Consider the following 22,727-nt stretch of genomic DNA (forward strand, 5'->3'; position numbering starts at 1 on the left):
AAAAACCCCAGGCCAGAAGAGTCTGACCTGGGGTTCCAGATGAGCCGCCTTCGGGATTCGAACCCGAGACCTACGCATTACGAGTGCGTTGCTCTGGCCATCTGAGCTAAGGCGGCGCGCGTCCCGCACCCATGGTGCGATCAGCAACGTCAGCAAGTCTACACAGTTTCTGAGGGTGCTCCGCACACCCCTCCGGGGAGGGGGGTGAGCTGGGGTTATGAGCAGCGCTTGGCGGTCTTGGGGGTCTTTCCGTGGAGCAGGTAGGCGTTGATCGTGCGGTCGACGCAGGTGCTGCCGCGGCCGTACGCGGTGTGGCCGTCGCCGTCGTAGGTGAGGAGGCGGGCGGAGGCCAGCTGGGAGGCGAGGCCCTTGGCCCAGCGGTAGGGGGTGGCGGGGTCGCGGGTGGTGCCGGTGACGATGATGGGGGCGGCGCCCTCGGCCTTGATGCGGTGGGGCCTGCCCGTGGCCTTCACGGGCCAGTACGCGCAGTTCAGCGCCGACCAGGCCAGGCCCTCGCCGAAGACGGGGGAGGCCTTGCGGAAGGCGGGCAGGTCCGCTTCGACGTCCCTCGGGCCGCGGAACGACGGCGGCAGGTCCAGGCAGTTCACGGCGGCGTTGGCGTACATGAGGTTCGCGTACCGGCCGTCGCCGTCGCGCTCGTAGTAGCTGTCGGAGAGCGCCAGGAGGGACGAGCCGTCCTGTTGGCGCATGGCGGAGGACAGCGCGTCCCGCAGCTGCGGCCACGCCGACTCGTCGTACATCGCGGCGATCACGCCCGTCGTGGCGAGCGCCTCGCCGAGCTTGCGGCCGCCCGCGGGGCCGGGGTCGCCCGCGGGGATCGGGGCGCGGTCGAGGGAGGTGAAGAACGCCTTCAGGCGCTTGCCCGCGTCCGCGGGGCTCTTGCGGCCCAGGGGGCAGTCCGCGCGGCGCACGCAGTCCTTCGCGAACGACTGGAAGGCCGTCTCGAAACCCGCCGTCTGGTCGAGGTTCATCCGGCGGGCCGACAGCGACGGGTCCATCGCGCCGTCCAGGACGAGGCGGCCCACGCGGCCGGGGAACAGCTCCGCGTAGGTGGCGCCCAGGAACGTGCCGTACGACGCGCCCACGTACGTCAGCTTCTCGTCGCCGAGGACCGCCCGCGCGATGTCCATGTCCCGCGCCGCCTCGACCGTGGACACATGGGGCAGCAGCGCCCTCGCCCGCTTCTCGCAGCCCTTCGCGAAGCCCTTGTAGGCCGTGACGAGGGCCGTCTTCTCGCGGGCGTCGTCGGGGGTGGTGTCCGTCTGCGTGTACGCGTCCATGCGGCGGTCGTCGAGGCAGGTCACGGGCTCGCTGCGGGCCACGCCGCGCGGGTCGACCGCGACCATGTCGTACCGGGCGCGGATCTCGCCCGGATAGCCGAGCGCCGCGTACGACTGGAGGTAGTCGACCGCCGAGCCGCCCGGGCCGCCCGGGTTGACCAGGAGGGAGCCGATGCGGTGCCGCTCGCCGCCCGTGGCCCGCTTGCGGGACACCGCGAGGCGCACGTCGCCCGCGTCCGGCTTCGCGTAGTCCCGGGGCGCCTTCAGCGTGGCGCACTCGAAGCCGGGCGCGCCGCACTCGCGCCAGCGCGGCTTCTGGCCGTAGTACCGCTCCAGTTGCTTCGGCGTGGCGCTGGACGGCCCGGCCATGCTGACGTCCGTCGACGAGCCGCCCGACGAGCAGCCGGAGACGAGCAGTCCCGCGCAGAGCAGTCCGGTGGCCTTCAGCGCGAGGCCGCCGGGGCGGGGGCGACGGGAGCGGCGGGAGGGTTCCATTCCGCGAGGGTAACTCTCGGCTTCCGGATGATCACCATGCGTTCTCGTACGGGTGACGTGTTCCGGTCGTCGTACGGGGCATGTGTTCCGGTCGTGTGGGGTGCCCTCCGGTGTGACCCGGCTGCCCTCGCCGCGCGTCGGCCATCCCGCGCGCCGGTTATCCCGCGCGCAGTGCCACCGTCATCGCCTCCACCGCGAGCAGCGGCGCCACGTTCCGGTCGAGGGCCGTGCGGCACGCTCTGATCGCCTCGATGCGGCGGAGCGTCGACTCCGGAGACGTGCTCCGCGCTATGCGCTCCAGCATGTCCTGCACCTCCGTGTTCGCGAGGGCCACCCGGGAGCCCAACTGGAGGGCCAGCACGTCCCGGTAGACCCCGGTCAGGTCGACGAGGGCCAGGTCCAGGCTGTCGCGCTGGGTGCGGGTCCTGCGGCGCTTCTGCTTGTCCTCCAGCTCCTTCATCACGCCCGCCGTGCCGCGCGGCATCCGGCCGCCCTGCGCCGCGCCGAGGGCGGTCTTCAGCTCCTCGGTCTCCTTGACGTCGACGTCCTCGGCGACCTGCTTGGCCTCCTCCGCCGCCGTGTCGATCAGCTCCTGCGCGGCCCTGAGGCAGCCGCCGATCTCCTCGACGCGCAGCGGCAGCTTGAGCACGGCGGCGCGGCGCTGGCGGGCGCGCTCGTCGGTCGCGAGGCGGCGGGCCCGGTCGATGTGCCCCTGGGTGGCACGGGCGGCGGCGCGGGCGGCGTCCGGCTCGATGCCGTCGCGGCGCACCAGCATGTCGGCGACGGCGTCCACGGCGGGCGTGCGCAGCGTGAGGTGGCGGCAGCGGGAGCGGATCGTGGGCAGCACGTCCTCCAGGGAGGGGGCGCAGAGCAGCCACACGGTGCGGGGCGCGGGCTCCTCCACGGCCTTCAGCAGGACGTTCCCCGCGCCTTCGGTGAGGCGGTCCGCGTCCTCCAGGACGATGACCTGCCAGCGGCCTCCGGCGGGCGACATCTGGGCGCGGCGGACCAGCTCCCGGGTCTCCTTGACGCCGATGGACAGCAGGTCGGTGCGGATCACCTCCACGTCCGCGTGCGTGCCGACCAGGCTGGTGTGGCAGCCGTCGCAGAAGCCGCAGCCGGGCTCGCCGCCGAGCGCGCGGTCCGGGCTCACGCACTGCAGGGCGGCGGCGAAGGCACGGGCGGCGTCGGCCCGGCCGGAGCCGGGCGGGCCCGTGAACAGCCAGGCGTGGGTCATCTTCGACGACTCGGGCAGCGGGGTCGCCGCGTCGACCGCGGTGACCAGCGCGTCAGCGTCACGGGCGGCCGCGGCGAGCTGGTCGCTCACCTTCTCCTGGCCCACCAGGTCGTCCCATACCGGCATGGGTCCACACCGCCTTCGCCTTGCCCGCGTCGCCTTGCCCCGCGCCGCGGCCGTCGCACTGGTCGCTCAGCTCACGTCGCGCTGTCGGAGTTCATTGTGGGGCACGGCACTGACAACGCCGCCCACGGCCGGGCTGACCTGCGGAAATCCGCCGGGTCGACCAGCGGAGAGCCTCCGTCCGTCAGCGTCGCCGCCGCCCGCGGCCCTCGCCCGCGTCGTCCGCGCGGTCCGCGTGGTCGTCGTGGTCGTCGTGGTCGTCGTGCGCGCCCAGCAGTTCGTCCGCCAGCGACGGCAGGTCGTCCATCGGCGTCTCCTCCGCCCACGCGGGGCGGGTGCGGTGCCGCGGGGTGCCGTCCTCGGTGACCTGCGGGAGCTCCCGCGTACGGTCGTTGGGGCCGACGTCGTCCGAGGGGCGCTCGTCGCGGAAGTAGCCCGGCGGCACCTTGTCCGCGAGGTCACGGGCACCGCGCGCGGACGCGTCCTCCCGTACGGCTGCCTCGTCCCGTGCGGCGGCGTCACCGCGTACGGCGGCGTCATCCCGTACCGAAGCGTCGTCCCGTACCGAAGCGTCGTCCCGCACCGCCGGAAGCACCGTCGTCTCGTCCGCCGCCCCCGGCACCGGCACCTGCGGAAGCACGGCGGTCTCGTCGCCGGACCCCGGGGCCGTGCCTTCGGCGGGCCGCGCCTCCGTAGCGCGCGGCAGCTTCGCCGTCTCATCGACGGCGCCCAGGGCGGCCGGGTCCACGATCGGGGTCGGCACGGTCGTCTCGTTGTCCGGGGTGGTCGGCGCGCCCTGGGCGGCCCCAGAGGACGCGGCGGACCCGGCGGACCCGGCCGACCGGGAGGGCTCGGCGGGCACGGGGGCCTCGGTCGGCGCCTGCGCGGGCGGCGCCGCCGGAGGCGGTGGCACCGCGGCCGCCGCCGTCGCGGCCGCCGCTGCCTCCGCGAGGCGCCGCGCCTCCTCCGCCCGCCGCAGCGCCTCCTCCGCCCTGCGCTGCTTCTCCAGGCGTCGCGCCTCGGCCTCGGCGCGCAGCCGGGCCTCCTCCTCGGCCTTGCGCCGGGCCTCTTCCTCCGCGCGCCGCCGGGCCTCTTCCTCGGCCTTGCGCCGGGCGTCCTCCTCGGCGCGCCGCCGCGCCTCCTCCTCGGCCTTGCGGCGGGCCTCCTCGGCGCGCTGCCGGGCCTCCTCCGCCTGCCGTTCGGCCTCGCGGCGCTGGGCCTCCTCCAGCTCGCGGCGCTTGCGCTCCTCCTCTTCGGCGCGGAGCTTGGCGAGCTGCTCCTGGCGCTCGCGCTCCAGGCGCTCCTCCTCGGCCTTGCGCCGGGCCTCTTCCTCCGCACGCCGCCGCGCCTCCTCCTCGGCGGCCTTGCGGGCCTCCTCCTGGGCCTTCAGCTCCGCTTCGGAGAGGGGCAGCACGACGTCCAGGCGGCGCCGGATGACCGTGGTGACGGCCTCCGGCTCCTGGGCGGCGTCGACGACCAGGTAGCGGCCGGGGTCGGCGGCGGCGAGCGTGAGGAAGCCGGAGCGCACCCGCTGGTGGAACTCGGCGGGCTCGGACTCAAGGCGGTCCGGCGCCTCCGTGAAGCGCTCGCGGGCCGCCTCGGGCGCCACGTCGAGCAGCACCGTCAGATGCGGTACGAGGCCACCGGTCGCCCAGCGGTTGATGCGCGCGACCTCCGTCGGCGACAGGTCGCGGCCCGCGCCCTGGTAGGCCACGGACGAGTCGATGTACCGGTCGGAGATCACCACGGCGCCGCGCGCCAGGGCGGGGCGCACCACGGTGTCGACGTGCTCGGCGCGGTCGGCGGCGTACAGCAGCGCCTCCGCGCGGTGCGACAGGCCCGCCGACGACACGTCCAGGAGGATCGAGCGCAGCCGCTTGCCGACCGGCGTGGCGCCCGGCTCGCGGGTGACGACGACTTCGTGGCCCTTGCCGCGGATCCACTCGGCGAGCGCCTCGGCCTGCGTGGACTTGCCTGCCCCGTCGCCGCCCTCCAGGGCGATGAAGAAGCCGGTGGGCGCGGGCGCCTGCACGGGGTCGTCGCCGCCGCGCAGCGCGTCGCGCAGGTCGTGGCGCAGGGGCACGCCCTGCCGGTCGTCGGCCTTGGCCAGGACGAGCGCGGCCACCGGCAGGAGCAGCGCGCCGACCAGCATCAGCGTGAAGGCGGCGCCGCCGTGGTCGAAGACGAACTTGCCGTTGACCATGCGGTGCGGCCCGATGACCGCGGCGAGCAGCGGCGCCACCAGGGCGCACAGGGCGACGACGAGCCGTACGACGGCCTGGAGGTGCTCGGTGGTGCGGGTCCTGCGGTAGTCCTCGACCTCCTGGTCGAGGAGCGCGTGCCCGGTGTGGGCGGCGACCCCGGCCGCCACTCCGGAGAGCGCCAGGATCAGCAGCACCGACGTCACGTCGGGCACCAGCCCCGCCGCGAGCAGCGCGACGCCGGTGACGGCGATGGCGAGGGCGAACAGGCGGCGGCGCGACAGCGACGGCAGCAGCGTGGGCGCGAGCCGGATCCCGGCGACCGTGCCACCGGTCAGCGCGGCGACGAACAGGCCGTACGTGACGGGCCCGCCCTGGAGGTCCTTGGCGTGCAGCACGGCGACGGCGACGGCCCCGGCGATCGCCCCGGCGACGGCCGCGCAGGCGGTGACGAGCAGCGGGATGGCGCTGGTGCGGCCCTTGTCGGTGCCGCCCGCGGTGCGCGGCCTGCGCAGGCCCTCCAGGGGGCTGCGGGGGCGCGGCGTGTGCGCTCCGGGGAGCCGCAGCAGGTACAGGACGGAGGCGGAGGCGGCGAAGAGCCCGGCCGCGACGAACGCGGGCAGGCCCGCCTGGTGCTGCTCGAACCAGTCGACGCCGGAGCCGAGCAGGTTGTTGACGAGGGCCACGGCGACGAGCGCGACGGCTGCGAACGGCAGCGCCACGAAGCTCGTACGCAGCGTCAGGCGGCGCAGCGCGTCCAGGTGGTCGGGCAGGGGGCGCACGGCGGCGCCCTCCAGGGGCGGGGCGGGCAGCAGCGCCGGGGCGGCGCTCTCCCGTGCGACGGTCCAGAAGCGCTCGGCGACGCCGACCACGAAGGACGTGACGAGCAGCACCGCGAGCGCGTTGTCCGGCGTCCAGTCGATCCACAGGGGCGCGCAGATCAGCAGCGCGGCGCGCACGCCGTCCGCGCCGACCATGGTCCAGCGGCGGTCCAGGGGGCCGTCGGGCGCGGTGAGGGACGTCAGAGGGCCGAGCAGCACCGCTCCGAAGAGCAGCGTCGCGAGGATCCGCGCTCCGAAGACGGCGGTCACGGCGATCGCGACCCCGCGGTAGCCGCCGCCGAACGAGCCGTTCGCGATGGCCGCCTGGAGCCCGAGCATGACCAGGACGAGCAGCGCGAGCGCGTCGCCGGTGCTGCTGACCAGGTGGGCGCTCCACAGCCGCTTCAGGGGCGGCACCCGCAGCAGGGCGCGCACGGCCCGCTCTCGGGAGTCCGCCACCAGGGCGTTGTCGGGGGCCGTGGTCATGGCGGGTGTCTGCTCGGCACGCGTCATCCGTCCAGCCTATCTGGACGGCCCCCTTCCCTGGGGCGACGCCCGAACATACGGGCGTCCCCCTGGGCGGCCATACGGGCGTCCCCCTGGGCGACGGCCACTCCCGGGAGCCGGCCCCCGTGGGCGACGGCCGCTCCCGAGGAGCCCGTCCCCCTGGGCGACGGCCGCTCCCGGGGAGCCCACGGAGGTCACCCCCGGGGGGCGCGGCCGTCGCGGGGCCGTCAGTCGGTCGGCTCGGCGGCGGCCGTCGTCTTCGCGGCCGCCTTCTTCGTAGTGGCGGTCTTCTTCGCCGTCGTCTTCTTGGCGGCGGTCTTCTTGGCCGTCGTCTTCTTGGCCGCGGTCTTGGCGGTGGCCTTGGTGGCGGTCTTCTTCGCGGGTGCCTTCTTGGCGGCCTTCTTCGCCGTCTTCTTGGCCGGGCCCTTCGCGCGCTTCTCCGCGAGCAGCTCGAAACCGCGCTCCGGGGTGATCTCCTCCACGGAGTCGGCCGCCCGCAGTGTCGCGTTGGTCTCGCCGTCGGTCACGTACGGGCCGAAGCGGCCGTCCTTGACGACGACGGGCTTGCCGCTGACCGGGTCCTCGCCCAGCTCCTTCAGCGGCGGCTTGGCGGCGGCGCGCCCGCGCTGCTTGGGCTTGGAGTAGATCTCCAGGGCCTCTTCGAGGGTGATGGAGAACAGCTGCTCCTCGCTCTCCAGGGAGCGCGAGTCCGTGCCCTTCTTCAGGTACGGGCCGTAGCGGCCGTTCTGCGCGGTGATCTCCACGCCCTCGGCGTCGGTGCCGACGACGCGCGGCAGCGACATCAGCTTGAGCGCGTCCTCCAGGGTGACGGTGTCCAGGGACATCGACTTGAACAGCGAGGCCGTGCGCGGCTTCACCGCGTTCTTGCCGGTCTTCGGGGTGCCCTCGGGGAGCACTTCGGTGACGTACGGGCCGTAGCGGCCGTCCTTGGCGACGATCTCGCGGCCCGTCTCCGGGTCGGTGCCCAGCTGGAAGTCGCCGCTCGGCTTGGCAAGGAGTTCCTCCGCGTACGCGACGGTCAGCTCGTCCGGCGCCAGGTCGTCGGGGATGTCGGCGCGCTGGTGGTTCTCGGAGTCCTTCTCGCCGCGCTCGATGTACGGGCCGTAGCGGCCGACGCGCAGCACGATGCCGTCGCCCACGGGGAACGACGACACCTCGCGGGCGTCGATGGCGCCCAGGTCGGTGACGAGCTCCTTGAGGCCGCCGAGGTGGTCGCCGTCGCCGTTCCCGGCGTCGGCCGCGCCTCCGGAGGGGCCGCCCTCACCGAAGTAGAACCGCTTCAGCCACGGCACGGCCTGCGCCTCGCCGCGCGCGATGCGGTCGAGGTCGTCCTCCATGCGGGCGGTGAAGTCGTAGTCGACGAGCCGCCCGAAGTGCTTCTCCAGGAGGTTCACCACGGCGAAGGAGAGGAAGGACGGCACCAGGGCCGTGCCCTTCTTGAAGACGTAGCCGCGGTCGAGGATCGTGCCGATGATCGACGCGTACGTCGACGGGCGGCCGATCTCGCGCTCTTCCAGCTCCTTGACCAGGGAGGCCTCGGTGTAGCGGGCCGGGGGCTTGGTGGCGTGGCCGTCGACGGACATCTCGTCGGCGGACAGCGCGTCGCCCTCGGTGACCTGCGGCAGGCGGCGCTCGCGGTCGTCCAGCTCGGCGTTCGGGTCGTCGGCGCCCTCGACGTACGCCTTGAGGAAGCCGTGGAAGGTGATGGTCTTGCCGGACGCGCTGAACTCGGCGTCCCGGCCGTCGGCGGCCCGGCCGCCGATCTTCACGGTGACGGAGTTGCCGGTGGCGTCCTTCATCTGGGAGGCGACGGTCCGCTTCCAGATCAGTTCGTAGAGCCGGAACTGGTCACCGGTCAGACCGGTCTCGGCGGGCGTGCGGAAACGATCACCCGAGGGGCGGATCGCCTCGTGCGCCTCCTGCGCGTTCTTGACCTTCCCGGCGTACGTGCGCGGCTTGTCCGGCAGGTAGTCGCCGCCGTAGAGCTGCGTGACCTGCGCGCGGGCCGCCGCGACCGCCGTGTCGGACAGCGTCGTGGAGTCCGTACGCATGTAGGTGATGAAGCCGTTCTCGTACAGCTTCTGCGCGACCTGCATGGTGGCCTTCGCGCCGAGGCCCAGCTTGCGCGAGGCCTCCTGCTGCATCGTCGTCGTACGGAACGGGGCGTAGGGGGAGCGGCGGTACGGCTTGGACTCGACCGAGCGCACCGAGAACCGGGTCTGCTCCAGGGCGGCGGCCAGCGCGCGGGCGTTGGCCTCGTCCAGGTGGAGCGTGTTCTGGCTCTTCAGCTGGCCGAGCGAGTCGAAGTCGCGGCCCTGGGCGACGCGCTTGCCGTCGACCGTGGTGAGGCGGGCGACGAGCTGCGAGGGGTCGCTCGGGTCACCGGCGCGGCCGGTGCCGAAGGTGCCGGTCAGGTCCCAGTACTCGGCGGAGCGGAACGCCATGCGCTCGCGCTCCCGCTCGACGACGAGCCGGGTCGCGACGGACTGCACGCGGCCCGCCGACAGGCGCGGCATGACCTTCTTCCACAGCACCGGCGAGACCTCGTAGCCGTAGAGGCGGTCGAGGATGCGGCGGGTCTCCTGGGCGTCGACCATGCGCTTGTTCAGCTCGCGCGGGTTGCGCACGGCGCCCTGGATCGCGTCCTTGGTGATCTCGTGGAACACCATGCGCTTGACCGGGACCTTGGGCTTGAGGACCTCCAGGAGGTGCCACGCGATGGCCTCGCCCTCGCGGTCCTCATCGGTGGCGAGCAGGAGTTCGTCGGACTCCTTCAGCAGGTCCTTGAGCTTCTTGACCTGGGCTTTCTTGTCGGCGTTGACGACGTAGATCGGCTGGAAGTCATGCTCGACGTCCACGCCGAGGCGGCGCACCTCGCCCGTGTACTTCTCGGGGACCTCCGCGGCCCCGTTGGGAAGGTCGCGGATGTGCCCGACGCTCGCCTCGACGGTGTAGCCGGGGCCGAGGTAGCCCTTGATCGTCTTCGCCTTGGCAGGCGACTCGACGATGACGAGTCGGCGGCCGCCCTGTGCGGTCTCGCTGGTCGGGGACAACTTCGCTCTTCTCTCCGGTCGACGCTCGGTTGGCAGTGCCCTGGTGGCGCCCTGGGGGCGACCTGACTGCGCTTGCGGTTGCGCTGTCGCTGCGGAGTGTGACGGTACATCCCGCCCCCGTGTCAAACGGGAAAAGCCCGCAACGGCCACTCGAACGGTAACCCGACTACCGGCATTCCTGCCGCCTGGGCTGGCCCCTGGGCCCTGAGCGGTGCCGGTGCCCCGGGGGTGCGCCCTGTCCGTGGCCTTGGGCGCCGTCCCTCGCGCTGCGCGCTCGTCCTCACGCGCCGGACGGCTCGTCCTCAAGCGCCGGACGGGCTGAGTTCTGCCGCGCAGGCTTGTGGTTCTCTGCCGCTCTCGGCGTGGTGCTCCGCCGCTTCGCGGCGGATTCTTCCCCGTCCACCCGCCTTTTTGGGGCGGGTGGACGGGGAGAACAAGCCCGTCCGGCGTTTGAGGACGAGGCCCGGAGCGGCGATCAACGGGGGTGCCAGGGGGTTGGCCCCCTGGTTTCGGCGAAGGGGCGGGTCTGGGGCGCCCCGCGAGGGGTCACACGCGTGTGAAGCACCACACCGCGAGCGCCAGCGCCCCGGTCCCGGCCAGCGCGGTGAACGTCGCGGCGGCCGCCGGGCGCACCCCCTGGGCCACCGGCTCCCCGTGGGCGACCCGCACCCCGGTCCACAGCAGCAGCCCGGCGCCGAACAGCGCGAACACCGCCCCGGCGAAGATCGCTGGTCCGCTCTCCATGGCGTGGCCTCCCCCTGTCGTCCCGCCCTCGGCGCCCTTCGGGTGCCCCGGCTGCGGAGGCTGGCACGCCTGTGCGACCGACACGCGAAATCGGGGTGAACTCACGGGTGAACGACAGGCGGCCAACAGGAGCCGACAATGGCCGGAAACCCTCCTGGAAGGGCTGACTCCGGGCGCATGGGACGGGTTACGCGGCTTCCGAGCGCTCCGGACTCCGCGCCCCCCGGCCCCGCCCCTACGCGCCCACCAGCCACTCGCTCACCAGCCACTCGCCGACCGGCTACTCGCCCACCAGCCACTCGCCGACCGGCTACTCGCTCACCGGCTGCGCGCCCACCAGCCACTCGCCCACGGGCCACTCGCCCACCGGCTACTCGCCGACCGGCTCCAGGAACCCCTGCTCCACCAGGAGCCGGATCTGCGCGGGCGTGCGGTCCCGCAGCAGCACGGGGTCCTCGCCCATGAGCTGGGCGATGGCGTCCAGGATGCGGCCCGCGCTGAGCGTGCCGTCACACACGCCCGCGAAGCCCGCGCCCACCGTGTCCACCTGCGTGGCCCGCCGCATCCCGCGGTGCTGGCGCAGCACCACGTGCTCCGGGTCCTCAGCCCCGGGGAGGCCGACCTGCTCCTGCACCACCTCACCGGCGAGCTTGAAGTGCGCGGCGAGCAGCGCGGCGTCGTCGTGCCCGCGCAGATAGTCCTGGCGGGCGAAGTGGGCCCGTACCGTGGCGCCGAGGGGCTGCTCGACCGGGTGCGGCCACTCCTCGATGGTCACGGACGGCTCGGCGGCCCCGGACTTGCGCAGGGTGATCCACCCGAAGCCGACACCGCGGGTCTTGCGGGCCTCGAACTCGTCGAGCCACGCGTCGTACCGCGCCGCGTACTCCGCCGGGTCGGTGCGGTGGTCACCGGCGTCGCGCAGCCACAGCTCCGCGTACTGCGTGACGTCCTGAACCTCGCGCTGCACGATCCACGCGTCACAGCCCCGCGGCACCCAGGAGCGGACCCGCTCCGTCCACTCCTCGCCCTCCACGTGCTGCCAGTTGGCGAGGAACTGCGCGTACCCCCCTTCGTTCAGCCTGTCCCCCGCCTGCTGAACGATCGACCGGCACAGATCGTCCCCGCCCATGCCGCCGTCCCGGTAAGTGAGCCGGGCGCCGGGCGAGATGACGAACGGCGGGTTGGACACGATCAGGTCGTACGTCTCACCCTCCACCGGCTCGTACAGCGACCCCTCGCGCAGGTCGGCCTCCGGCGCTCCGGAGAGGGCGAGGGTCAGGCGCGCGCAGTGCAGGGCACGCGGGTTGAGGTCGGTGGCGGTGACCCGGGTGGCGTGCTGCGCCGCGTGCAGCGCCTGGATTCCGGAGCCGGTGCCGACGTCCAGGGCGCTGCGCACGGGCGTCCGCACGGTGATCCCGGCGAGCGTCGTGGACGCGCCGCCGACGCCGAGCACCACGCCTTCCTCGCGGCTGCCGATGCCCCCGGCACCACCGACGGCGCACCCCAGGTCGGAGACGATGAACCAGTCCTCCCCGTCGGGCCCGCCGTACGGCCGCACGTCGACGGTCGCCCTGAGCTGCCCGTCGCCCTCCTCGGTGAGCCACCCCGCCTCCAGGAGGGACCGCACGGGCAGCACCCGCTCCACGCGTGCGCGCGGCACGGGGCGCTGGAGCAGGAAGAGGCGGACGAGCGCTTCCAGGTCGCCGTCGCCCCGGGTGGCGCGCAGCGCGGGCACGGTCTCGCTGCGGGCGAGCGCCGCGTAGGCGGGTGCCCCGAGCAGTTCGAGCAGCCCGTCGGCGGTGAAGTCGGCCCCCAGGAGGGCCTCCCGCAGGCGCGCGGAGACTTCGGAACGATCAGACAAAGGCAGGCCATGACTCACCGGACCATTGTGACCCGGCCCGCCGCGCCCGGCCGTACGGCGACCCCTACCTGCCTCGGCGAAAGGGTGCGGCTTTGGCGAGGGGGTGGCCCTTTGGGGAAGAGGTAGCCCTTTGGCGAAGGGGTGCCGCTTTGGTGAGAGGGGCACCCCTTGGTGAGAGGGGCACCCCCTGGCGAGAGGGGCACCCCCTGGCGAGGAGGGCGCCCGGTAGTGACAGGGTCACACCGTAGCGACGGGGGCACACCGTAGTGACGGGCGCCTTCCCGGGCGACGACGGCACTCCTCAGTGACGGGCGCTTCCCCTGGCCACGACGGCTCCCCTCAGCGACGGGCTCTATCCCTAGCGACGGGCGTTCCCCTCGGTGACAGGCGCGTCCCCCGGCAGCGGGCGTTCCCCTCAGTGACGGGCACTTCCCCTAGCACCAAGGGCACCCCTCAGTGATAGGGCCTATCCCTGGCAACGAGCGCTTCCCCCAGTGACAGGCACTTCCCCCAGCAATAGACGCACCCTCCAGTGACAGGCACTCCCCCCAGCAGCGAGCGCTCCCCCTAGCAAGAGGGACACACCGTAGTGAAGGCCCCACTCCCCAGCCACAGCCGCACTCCGTAGCGACGGCCCCACTCCCCAGCCACAGCCGCACCCCCAACCACAGCCACAGCCACAGCCCCAACCACAGCCCCACCCCCTACCCACGAACCGCACCCCATACCGACAAGCACCCCCTCAGCAAAGGACGCACCCCTAAGCAAGACGGACATCCCCAAGCAAGAGGGACACCCCCAAGCAAGAAGCTCCCCCTACGCAAAGGGGCGCCCCCAGCCCAGGGCACGCCCCCAGCGAAAAGGACCGCCCCCAGCCCGCGGCCCGCCCGGCGAAGAGGGCCCCCACCGAAGCAAGGCCCAGGGGCCAGAGGAGGGCCCCAGAACCGTCAAGACGCCGAAGGCGAGCCCCCCGTGGACTTGCAGCTGTCCTGCTCCCGCATCGCCTTGCCGACGTCCCCGGCCTCAAGCCGCTTCTGCGCCGCGTTCTCGCTCTTGCTGAGCTTCCCCAGCTCCTCCGCGACCTTCGCGAGGTCGTCCGCGAAGGCGGCCTGGTCCTTGGTGTCGAGCTTGTCGGTCTGCGTCTTGAGGTCCGCGTACGACTTGGAGAGGCCGTCGAGTTCCTTGGTCGCGTCGGTCAGCTTCTTCTCGCCGTCGTCGACCGGCGGCGCGCCCGCCTTCTTCAGGGCGGCGCTGCGCTCGTTGTAGGCGTCGGAGATGTCCTGGAACGCCTGGGAGTCGGTCTTCTTCACTTCCTCCGGCGAGCTGTTGTCCGCGGTCTGCTTCTTGATGGCGGCGTTGGCGTCCGCGATCTTCTTCGACTGCGCCTGCACGGCGGTGTCGCAGACCTTCTTGGCCCAGTCGTCGAGCTTCTTGTCGCCGTCGTCGTCACTGCTGCATCCCGACAGCGCCAGTACCAGTACCGCACCGCCGGACAGTGCGGCCGCGAGCTTCTTGTTCACCGGATTGGTCCCTTCCATGGCTCTCGGCCCCGGAACTTACACGCCACGCGGATGGCGACCGCATGCCAGGGGCCCGGTACCACCCCTATTGCAGCCATTTGCACCAAGGCGCGCGAGGCGAGAGAAGGCTCACGGGCGGACGCCACCCCTCACGGCACCCCTCCCGGACCCTCCACGCCCCTCCCGGCGCCCTGCGCGACCCCGCTCAAGGCCTCGCTCCAAGCCTCGCTCCAGGCCTCGCTCCAGGCCTCGCTCCAGGCCTCGCTCAAGGGTCCCGCCCAGAACCCCACGCAAGGCCCGGCCCGCGGCCCGGCCCCCGTACGCGCCACAGGCGGACGGCACGTCAATCCGCGCCGCCCGCCCGCGTGTTGGACCGAAGGACCGAGCTACGAAACCACCGCCGGGTCGGCCGACTTGACCGCCGTCCCCGGGTTGTCCTCGTCGCCCACGGCGATCCCGCGCCGCTTGGACACGTACACCGCGCCGACGATGACCGCGATGGACAGCGCGGCGATCAGGACGCGCATCGCGACGCTCTTGTCCTCGCCGTAGGAGAACTTGATGACCGCGGGCGCGATGAGCAGCGCCACCAGGTTCATCACCTTCAGGAGCGGGTTGATGGCCGGGCCCGCGGTGTCCTTGAACGGGTCGCCGACCGTGTCGCCGATGACGGTCGCGGCGTGGGCCTCGCTGCCCTTGCCGCCGTGGTGGCCGTCCTCGACGAGCTTCTTCGCGTTGTCCCACGCGCCACCGGAGTTGGCGAGGAACACCGCCATCAGCGTGCCGGTGCCGATGGCGCCCGCGAGGAACGCGCCGAGCGCGCCGACGCCGAAGGTGAAGCCCACCGCGATGGGCGTGAGCACGGCGATCAGACCGGGCGTGGCCAGCTCGCGCAGCGCGTCCTTGGTGCAGATGTCGACGACGCGCCCGTACTCCGGCTTCTCCGTGTAGTCCATGATCCCGGGGCGCTCGCGGAACTGCCGCCGCACCTCGTAGACCACGGCCCCCGCGGACCGCGACACCGCGTTGATCGCGAGCCCCGAGAAGAGGAAGACGACCGCGGCGCCCAGGACCAGGCCGACCAGGTTGTTGGGCTGGGAGATGTCCATGACCAGGTTCATGGGCGCGCCGTCGCCGAGCTTCTGCCCGACGTCCTTGGCGGCCTCCGCGATCGCGTCCCGGTACGAGCCGAAGAGCGCGGACGCGGCGAGGACGGCCGTGGCGATGGCGATGCCCTTGGTGATGGCCTTGGTGGTGTTGCCGACGGCGTCCAGGTCGGTGAGGACCTGTGCGCCCGCGCCCTCGACGTCGCCGGACATCTCGGCGATGCCCTGCGCGTTGTCGGACACCGGACCGAACGTGTCCATGGCGACGATGACTCCGACGGTGGTGAGCAGTCCGGTTCCGGCGAGCGCCACCGCGAACAGCGCCAGCATGATCGAGGCACCGCCGAGCAGGAACGCCCCGTACACGCCGAGACCGATCAACAGGGCGGTGTAGACGGCCGATTCGAGGCCCACGGAGATGCCCGCGAGCACCACCGTCGCGGGTCCCGTCAGGGACGTCTTGCCGATGTCCCGGACCGGGCGCCTGGTGGTCTCGGTGAAGTAGCCGGTGAGCTGCTGGATCAGCGCGGCCAGGACGATGCCGATGGCCACCGCCACCAGGGCGAGCAGCCGCGGGTCGCCGGACTTGGCGAGGATCTCCTGGTCGGTGACGCCGTCCAAGTCCGCGTACGAGGACGGAAGGTAGACGAACACGGCCGTGGCCACGAGCGCGAGCGAGATCACCGCGGAGATGAAGAAGCCGCGGTTGATAGCGGTCATGCCGCTGCGGTCGGAGCGCCGGGGCGCCACCGCGAAGATCCCGATCATGGCGGTGAGTACGCCGATGGCGGGGACGATCAGCGGGAAGGCGAGCCCGGCGTCGCCGAAGGCGGCCTTGCCGAGGATCAGCGCGGCGACCAGCGTGACGGCGTACGACTCGAAGAGGTCGGCGGCCATTCCGGCGCAGTCGCCGACGTTGTCGCCCACGTTGTCGGCGATGGTCGCGGCATTGCGCGGATCGTCCTCCGGAATGCCCTGTTCGACCTTGCCGACCAGGTCGGCGCCGACGTCGGCGGCCTTGGTGAAGATGCCGCCTCCGACACGCATGAACATCGCGATCAGCGCGGCCCCGAGGCCGAAGCCCTCCAGGACCTTCGGCGCGTCGGCCGCGTACACGAGCACGACGCACGCCGCGCCAAGGAGACCGAGGCCCACCGTGAACATGCCGACGACGCCGCCCGTACGGAAAGCGATCTTCATGGCTTTGTGCGAGACGGCGGTGAGATCCTTTTCCGGCTCTCCTTCCGCGGGCGTCGCTTCGCGGGCCGCGGCGGCCACGCGGACATTGCTGCGCACGGCGAGCCACATACCGATATAGCCGGTGGCCGCCGAGAACGCCGCGCCGATCAGGAAGAACACCGAGCGGCCGATGCGCTGATTCCAGTCGTCCGCGGGCAGCAGCATGAGCAGGAAGAACACCACGACCGCGAATACGCCGAGGGTCCGCAACTGCCGCCACAGATAGGCATTCGCGCCTTCCTGGACCGCCGCCGCGATCTTCTTCATGCTGTCGGTGCCCTCGCCCGCCGCGAGTACCTGTCGTACCAGCACCCACGCGACGGCCAGGGCCGCGACCGCGACGGCCGCGATGACCATCACGATGAGCCGGTTGTCGTCGGTCAGTGACGCTTCCGCGAGGATTGAGGGGTGGTCAAGCTGATGAGGGGTAGAAAGCCCCGCCATTCGTCCTCCTTGACGCTTGGGCTGAGCTCAAGATGTGGACGGATTGTAGGGAGCCGGACCTGATCAAAACAGAGCGCCGCAAACGGAATTGGCGTGCAAGTGCGGGCCCGCAAATGATCGCGTTCCCGGATTGGCCCCGAAAGCGGTAATGCCCCAAAAGCATTGACGTCGGCGTTGACGCTGATCGCACTAAAGGAATTTGCAGCTCATGCGTGTACTGGCGGCACACGGGGCGCAGGAAAATCAGGACCGTCCGGCGTTCGCCGACGATCGCGCGGGGCGATCACGCGCGGGGCGATCAAAGGCGGCTGGATTTCCGGTGGCCGACTCGCTCAGGTCCCCGGGCTTCGCTCAGGTCCCCGGGCTCCCGCTCAGGCCCCCGGGCTCCCGCTCAGGTCCCCGGGCTGAAGACGTGCACGACGAGCCCCTGCTCGCCCGGCCCCGCCGGGACGTGCAGCGTCTCGTAGTCGAGGGTGAGCACCCCGCGCACGGGGTGCCGCAGCCGTTTGCGTCCGGCGGCGCACATCACGACTTCGCCGGTGTCCCAGATCTGCCGGAACTCCTCGCTCCGTGCGGACAGTTCACCGATCAGCGCGGCGAGTTCCGCGTCGTCGGGGTAGCGCCCGGCGGCGACCCGCAGCTGTCCCACGGCCTCGGCGGCCCGGTCCCGCCAGTCCAGGAAGACGTTCCGGGCGGCGGGGTCGAGGAAGAGGTACCGCGCCTGGTTCCGGTCGCGCCGCCCGGGCTCGTCCAGGCCGCCGATCAGCTCCGCGCCCGGCGGGTTGCAGGCCACCACGTCGAGCCGGTGGTCGGTGACGAAGGCGGGGAAGCCGTCGAGGGAGTCGAGCAGCCGCCGCAGCAGGGGGCTGACCCGGGCCTCGGGCGCGGGGTCGCGGCGGCCCGAGGCCAGCGTGGCCAGGTGCCGCCGCTCCGCCGTGTCGAGCCCGAGCGCCCCGGCGAGCGCGTCCAGGACCTCGGGGGACGGCTGGGTGGCCCGCCCTTGTTCGAGGCGCACGTAGTAGTCCACGCTGATCCCGGCGAGCTGGGCCAGCTCCTCGCGGCGCAGCCCCCGCACCCGGCGCCGTCGGCCCCCGGCGATCCCGACGTGCTCGGGCGCGACCCGCCCCCGCCGGGCCCGCAGGAACCGGCCGAGCGCCCGCCGCGGCTCCCCGACCTCGCCGCCCTCTCCACCACCGCTCGCCCCGTTCACGCGTTCCAGTATGAGGGGGACTCCCCGTACCAGGATCGGCGTTCCTCAGGTCACAGGGGGTACTGGCTGCCCGCTCGCCCCCGGGAGAGCGTGGCCCCATGACAGCAGCGACCCCGTCCCCCAAGAAGATCCTCATCGTCAGCGCCCACCCCGACCCCCGCTCCCTGAACGCCTCCCTGACCACCTTCGCGGCCGACCACCTGCGCGCGGCCGGACACGAGGTACGGGTGTCCGATCTGTACGCGATGAAGTGGAAGGCGACGGTCGACGCGGACGACTTCCCCGACCACCCCGCGGACCGGCGGCTGCACGTGATGGCCGCCTCCGAGGAGGCCACCCTGGCCGGGCGCCTGTCGGCGGACGTGGCGGCCGAGCAGGAGAAGGTCCTGTGGTCGGACGCGCTGATCCTCCAGTTCCCGCTGTGGTGGTTCTCGGTGCCCGCGATCCTGAAGGGCTGGATCGACCGGGTCTTCACCGCCGGTTTCGCCTACGGCCCGACGGTCGCCCCGCCCTACAGCGAGGGCCCTCTGGCGGGCCGCCGCGCCCTGGTGTCAGTGACGTACGGCGCCCGGGAGACGGCCTTCTCCGACCGGGGCATCCACGGCCACCTCCCTGACGTGCTGCACCCTCTTCAGCACGGCCTGTTCTGGTTCACGGGCATGGCCCCACTGGCCCCCTTCGCGATCCCCCACGCCAACGCCCTCCCCCAGGACCACTACGCCACGGCCCGCGAGCAGTACGCCCACCGCCTCGACACCCTCTTCACCGCACCCCCCATCCCCTACCGCACCCTGACAGGCGGCGACTACGACCACGCCATGCGCCTACTCCCCCACACAGAACCCCCAGGCACGACGGGCCTGTCCCTCCATAGGAGGTAACCCACCCAGCACCGAACGGCAGGGGGCGAGCACAAGAATCCAGCCCGCCCGGCGTTTGAGGGCGAGGCGCGAGGCGCCGATACGGGGTCCGGGGCGGAGCCCCGGGAAAGGGCGGGCGGGTGGGACAAAACACCCCCGGCGAAGCCAAACCCCAGCCCCCGGGAGGGGGCACCGAACTCACCGCTCAGGCACAGCGCCCAGCGAAACCGTGGGCCAGCTCATCCGAATGAGCCCCCCGTCTCACTGGCCGTGACCTCCACGTCGTCCACGAGCCCACTGATGACGGCGAGACCCATCTCGTCCTCGCCCTCGGCCTCCGGGTCATCGCCGCGGCCCGGCCGCGCGCCGTTCACCCCGCCGGGCACCGAGCGGGGCGCCTCGTCGCCGACCTCGATGGAGAACTGCTTCTCCTCCTCGATCAGCGCGACCCGCACCGGGGACGGCACACCGGCCGCCTGGTGCAGCCCGACGGCGCGGGTGCAGGCCTCACCGACCGCGAGCCTGACCTCGTCGAGGACGGCCTCGTCCACTCCGGCCCGCCGTGCCACCGCGGCCGCCACCAGGCGGGCGGTCCTGACGTGCTCGGGCAGCGCGCTGAAGCGGAGCTCAACGGTGGCCATGCATCCCCCTCGGACATACACGCGTGCTACCGGGGGGCCGGACCGTCGGCCCGGCCCCCCGCCGTACTGCCACTCCGGGACTCGTGCCCGGACCCGGGACCAGGCCCGGGAGGTCCGGCCTCACGGCCGGATTCCAGCTCAGTCGGTGGCCGAAACCGCCTCGTCGACCGACGTGTGGATCGGGAAGACCTTGGTCAGGCCGGTGATACGGAAGATCTTGAGAATGCGCTCCTGGTTGCACACCAGGCGCAGCGAGCCCTCGTGGGCCCGCACCCGCTTCAAGCCACCGACCAGCACGCCGAGTCCGGTGGAGTCGAGGAAGTCCACCCGCTCCATGTCGACGACCAGGTGGAAACTGCCGTCGTTCACCAACTCGACCAACTGCTCGCGCAGCTTGGGCGCGGTATAAACATCGATTTCGCCACCGACCTCGACGACCGTACGATCGCCGACGGTACGGGTCGACAGAGACAGGTCCACGGATCCTCCAGCACCTTGCTATCGAGCGGTCGCCCCTCGGGACACATCGGCCCACGCCCCCAGGACGGATCGCCAGCCGCGATGGCATTCAATCACTTACCGGCAGGCGTGCACGACGCCTTCGGACCATTGTCCATCCCGCCAGTGACACACTCGATGCCGATGGCCAAGATTTCCCCTTCCGGAGGACCCTCGGCGGGCACCCCGGCCCGCGTCGCCCCGCGGACGGTCCTGGACCGGCTGACCTCGGGGCCGAGCCGGGCTGCGCGCGTCACTCATACGGAGCACCTGCCCCCGCGCGAGCCCCGGTATGCCGTCTGGCCCGATCGCATCCGCTCCGAGGTGATCGCCGCCGTGCGGTCGGCCGGAATCGAGCACCCCTGGGCCCACCAGGCACGCGCCGCCGAACACGCGGTGGACGGCGATTCCGTCGTCGTCGCCACCGGCACCGCATCCGGCAAGTCCTTGGCGTATCTCACACCCGTGCTCTCCGCGCTCCTCGACGGCTCCGAGGCTCCGAACGGCCGCGGCGCCACCGCCCTGTACCTGGCCCCCACCAAGGCCCTCGCCACCGACCAGCGCCGCGCCGTGCGGGCCCTCGCGAAGCCGCTCGGCACCGCCGTGCGGCCCGCCGTGTACGACGGCGACACGCCCGTCGAGGAACGCGAGTGGGTGCGCCAGTACGCCAACTACGTCCTGACCAACCCGGACATGCTGCACCGGGGATGCTTCCTCCCACCCCCGCTGGTCCTCCTTCCTGCGCGCCCTGCGCTACGTCGTCATCGACGAGTGCCACACCTACCGCGGCGTCTTCGGCTCCCACGTCGCCCAAGTCCTGCGCCGCCTGCGGCGCTTGTGCGCCCGCTACGGCTCCGATCCCGTCTTCCTCCTCGCCTCCGCCACGGCCGCCGACCCGGCCGTCGCCGCCGAGCGCCTCACCGGGCTGCCCGTCGTCGAGGTCGCCGACGACGCCTCTCCCCGCGGTGAGGTCGTCTTCGCCCTCTGGGAGCCGCCGCTCACCGAACTCCACGGCGAGAAAGGCGCCCCGGTCCGCCGCACCGCCACCGCCGAGACGGCCGACCTGCTCACCGACCTGACCGTCCAGGGCGTCCGCTCCGTCGCCTTCGTGCGCTCCCGGCGCGGCGCCGAGCTGATCTCCGTGATCGCCCAGGAGCGCCTCGCGGAGGTCGACCGCTCCCTCGCCCGCCGCGTCGCCGCCTACCGCGGCGGCTACCTCCCGGAGGAGCGCCGCGCCCTGGAGCAGGCCCTGCACTCCGGTGAACTCCTCGGCCTCGCCGCCACCACCGCCCTCGAACTCGGCGTGGACGTCTCCGGCTTGGACGCCGTCCTCATCGCCGGATATCCGGGCACCCGCGCCTCCCTGTGGCAGCAGGCGGGCCGCGCCGGGCGCTCCGGGCAGGGCGCGCTCGCGGTGCTCGTGGCCCGCGACGACCCGCTGGACACGTATCTCGTCCACCACCCCGAGGCGTTGTTCCAGCAGCCCGTCGAGTCGACCGTCCTCGACCCCGACAACCCGTACGTCCTCGCGCCCCACCTGTGCGCCGCCGCCGCGGAACTCCCCCTCACCGACGCCGACTTCCCGCTCTTCGGCCCCGCCACCGAGGAGCTGCTGCCGCAGCTGGAGGCCGCGAAGCTGCTGCGCCGCCGCACGAAGGCCTGGCACTGGACCCGCCGCGAGCGCGCCGCCGACCTCGCGGACATCCGCGGCGAGGGCGGCAGACCCGTCCAGGTCGTCGAGGAGGCCACCGGCCGCCTGCTCGGCACCGTCGACGCCTCGGCCGCCCACACCACCGTCCACGAAGGCGCGGTCCACCTCCACCAGGGCCGTACGTATCTCGTGCGGCGCCTGGACCTGGAGGACTCCGTCGCGCTCGTCGAGGAGGCCGCCCCGCCCTACTCGACGACCGCCCGCGACACCACCGCCATCGCCGTCCTCGACACCGACACCGAGATCCCGTGGGGCCCCGGCCGCCTCTGCTACGGCTCCGTCGAGGTCACCAACCAGGTCGTCTCCTTCCTGCGCCGCAAGCTCATCACCGGCGAGGTCCTCGGTGAGACCAAGCTCGACCTGCCGCCCCGCACCCTGCGCACCCGCGCCGTGTGGTGGACGGTCACCGAGGACCAGCTCGACGCCGCCCGCGTCAACCCGGAGATCCTCGGCGGCGCCCTGCACGCCGCCGAGCACGCGTCCATCGGCATGCTGCCGCTGTTCGCCACGTGCGACCGCTGGGACATCGGCGGCGTCTCCGTGCCCCTGCACCCGGACACCCTGCTGCCCACGGTCTTCGTCTACGACGGCCACCCGGGCGGCGCCGGGTTCGCCGAGCGCGCCTTCCACACCGCCCGCGAGTGGCTCACCGCCACCCGCGAGGCCATCGCCTCCTGCGAGTGCGACGCGGGCTGCCCCTCCTGCATCCAGTCCCCCAAGTGCGGCAACGGCAACGAACCCCTGCACAAGCGCGGCGCGGTCCGCCTGCTCACCACCCTCCTGAAGGACGCGCCCCCGCCCGCCGGGGACGGGGACACGGGCACCTCCGACACCCCGGGCTCTGTCGGCACCATGGGCGCCGCTGATTCCTCTGGCTCCGGGGGAGGCACCGCTGCTGCGGGCGGCACCGGCCCCGTCGGCGACATGGGCTCCGACGCCACCACCGGCCCGCACGCCACCACCGGCCCGCACGCCGATACCGGAACCGGCTCCCACGCGGGCTGACGGCACTCGCGGCAGGGCGCCCCGGACGCCAGGCACGGCTGCACTCCCGGCATCGTGCACGGCAGCCCCAGCGCCGGACGCGCCGCCACCGGCACCGGACGCGGCGCTCCCCGCCCCGGACGCGTCCCC

At 72.8% G+C, this 22,727-nt stretch carries 11 protein-coding genes, 1 tRNA gene and 2 pseudogenes; 2 read left to right on the forward strand and 12 right to left on the reverse strand.

Annotated features, from left to right (window positions below; all coding sequences use genetic code 11):
- Positions 1–42: 42 nt before the first annotated feature.
- From ACOBQU_RS17305 to ACOBQU_RS17350, 10 genes are all read right to left on the reverse strand, one after another.
- Positions 43–116: transfer RNA gene (locus ACOBQU_RS17305), tRNA-Thr, on the reverse strand.
- A 99-nt stretch (positions 117–215) separates the two neighbouring features.
- Positions 216–1,796, reverse strand: coding sequence for an alpha/beta hydrolase (locus tag ACOBQU_RS17310; RefSeq protein WP_423627993.1), 1,581 nt, complete (start codon positions 1,794–1,796; stop codon positions 216–218).
- A 157-nt stretch (positions 1,797–1,953) separates the two neighbouring features.
- Positions 1,954–3,159: a DNA polymerase III subunit delta' gene (locus tag ACOBQU_RS17315; RefSeq protein WP_423627995.1), complete on the reverse strand. Its 1,206-nt coding sequence runs from the start codon at positions 3,157–3,159 to the stop codon at positions 1,954–1,956.
- Positions 3,160–3,340: 181 nt separating this feature from the next.
- Positions 3,341–6,691 carry a dTMP kinase gene (gene tmk, locus ACOBQU_RS17320; protein ID WP_423627997.1) on the reverse strand — a complete coding sequence of 1,117 codons (3,351 nt, stop codon included), beginning with the start codon at positions 6,689–6,691 and terminating at the stop codon, positions 3,341–3,343.
- Between the two features lie 221 nt (positions 6,692–6,912).
- Positions 6,913–9,759, reverse strand: coding sequence for a type I DNA topoisomerase (topA, locus tag ACOBQU_RS17325; protein WP_423627999.1), 2,847 nt, complete (start codon positions 9,757–9,759; stop codon positions 6,913–6,915).
- 546 nt (positions 9,760–10,305) lie between these two features.
- A complete protein-coding gene (locus tag ACOBQU_RS17330) occupies positions 10,306–10,503 on the reverse strand; it encodes a hypothetical protein (RefSeq protein WP_423628000.1) in 198 nt (65 codons plus the stop codon).
- 370 nt (positions 10,504–10,873) lie between these two features.
- The gene (locus ACOBQU_RS17335; RefSeq protein ID WP_423634558.1) at positions 10,874–12,370 is read right to left on the reverse strand and encodes a DUF7059 domain-containing protein; all 1,497 of its coding nucleotides are present in this window, start codon (positions 12,368–12,370) and stop codon (positions 10,874–10,876) included.
- A 941-nt stretch (positions 12,371–13,311) separates the two neighbouring features.
- Positions 13,312–13,902 (reverse strand): small secreted protein, encoded by a 591-nt coding sequence (locus tag ACOBQU_RS17340; protein ID WP_423628002.1) that lies wholly within the window; start codon positions 13,900–13,902, stop codon positions 13,312–13,314.
- A gap of 368 nt (positions 13,903–14,270) precedes the next feature.
- Positions 14,271–16,673 (reverse strand): sodium-translocating pyrophosphatase, encoded by a 2,403-nt coding sequence (locus ACOBQU_RS17345; RefSeq protein WP_423628004.1) that lies wholly within the window; start codon positions 16,671–16,673, stop codon positions 14,271–14,273.
- 391 nt (positions 16,674–17,064) lie between these two features.
- Complete coding sequence (locus ACOBQU_RS17350; protein ID WP_423628006.1) at positions 17,065–17,883, reverse strand: helix-turn-helix domain-containing protein; 819 nt, start codon at positions 17,881–17,883, stop codon at positions 17,065–17,067.
- A 98-nt stretch (positions 17,884–17,981) separates the two neighbouring features.
- On the opposite strand from ACOBQU_RS17350, the gene ACOBQU_RS17355 reads away from it, so the two are divergent.
- Positions 17,982–18,764: an NAD(P)H-dependent oxidoreductase gene (locus ACOBQU_RS17355; protein WP_423628007.1), complete on the forward strand. Its 783-nt coding sequence runs from the start codon at positions 17,982–17,984 to the stop codon at positions 18,762–18,764.
- Positions 18,765–18,941: 177 nt separating this feature from the next.
- Here ACOBQU_RS17355 and ACOBQU_RS17360 read toward each other — a convergent pair.
- Both ACOBQU_RS17360 and bldG read right to left on the reverse strand, forming a co-directional pair.
- Positions 18,942–19,384, reverse strand: a pseudogene (locus ACOBQU_RS17360) (ATP-binding protein).
- A gap of 138 nt (positions 19,385–19,522) precedes the next feature.
- Positions 19,523–19,864 carry an anti-sigma factor antagonist BldG gene (gene bldG / locus ACOBQU_RS17365; protein ID WP_423628009.1) on the reverse strand — a complete coding sequence of 114 codons (342 nt, stop codon included), beginning with the start codon at positions 19,862–19,864 and terminating at the stop codon, positions 19,523–19,525.
- A gap of 81 nt (positions 19,865–19,945) precedes the next feature.
- On the opposite strand from bldG, the pseudogene ACOBQU_RS17370 reads away from it, so the two are divergent.
- Positions 19,946–22,598, forward strand: a pseudogene (locus ACOBQU_RS17370) (DEAD/DEAH box helicase).
- Positions 22,599–22,727 lie beyond the last annotated feature (129 nt).

Source organism: Streptomyces sp. G45 (assembly GCF_049542095.1).
Taxonomy (GTDB): domain Bacteria; phylum Actinomycetota; class Actinomycetes; order Streptomycetales; family Streptomycetaceae; genus Streptomyces.

Bases quoted from the DNA above. Each gene is read 5' to 3' on its own strand.
- ACOBQU_RS17310 (WP_423627993.1), bottom strand. From the start codon at position 1,796: ATGGAACCCTCCCGCCGCTCCCGTCGCCCCCGCCCCGGCGGCCTCGCG.
- ACOBQU_RS17315 (WP_423627995.1), bottom strand. From the start codon at position 3,159: ATGCCGGTATGGGACGACCTGGTGGGCCAGGAGAAGGTGAGCGACCAG.
- tmk (WP_423627997.1), bottom strand. From the start codon at position 6,691: ATGACGCGTGCCGAGCAGACACCCGCCATGACCACGGCCCCCGACAAC.
- ACOBQU_RS17330 (WP_423628000.1), bottom strand. From the start codon at position 10,503: ATGGAGAGCGGACCAGCGATCTTCGCCGGGGCGGTGTTCGCGCTGTTC.
- ACOBQU_RS17340 (WP_423628002.1), bottom strand. From the start codon at position 13,902: ATGGAAGGGACCAATCCGGTGAACAAGAAGCTCGCGGCCGCACTGTCC.
- ACOBQU_RS17345 (WP_423628004.1), bottom strand. From the start codon at position 16,673: ATGGCGGGGCTTTCTACCCCTCATCAGCTTGACCACCCCTCAATCCTC.
- ACOBQU_RS17355 (WP_423628007.1), top strand. From the start codon at position 17,982: ATGACAGCAGCGACCCCGTCCCCCAAGAAGATCCTCATCGTCAGCGCC.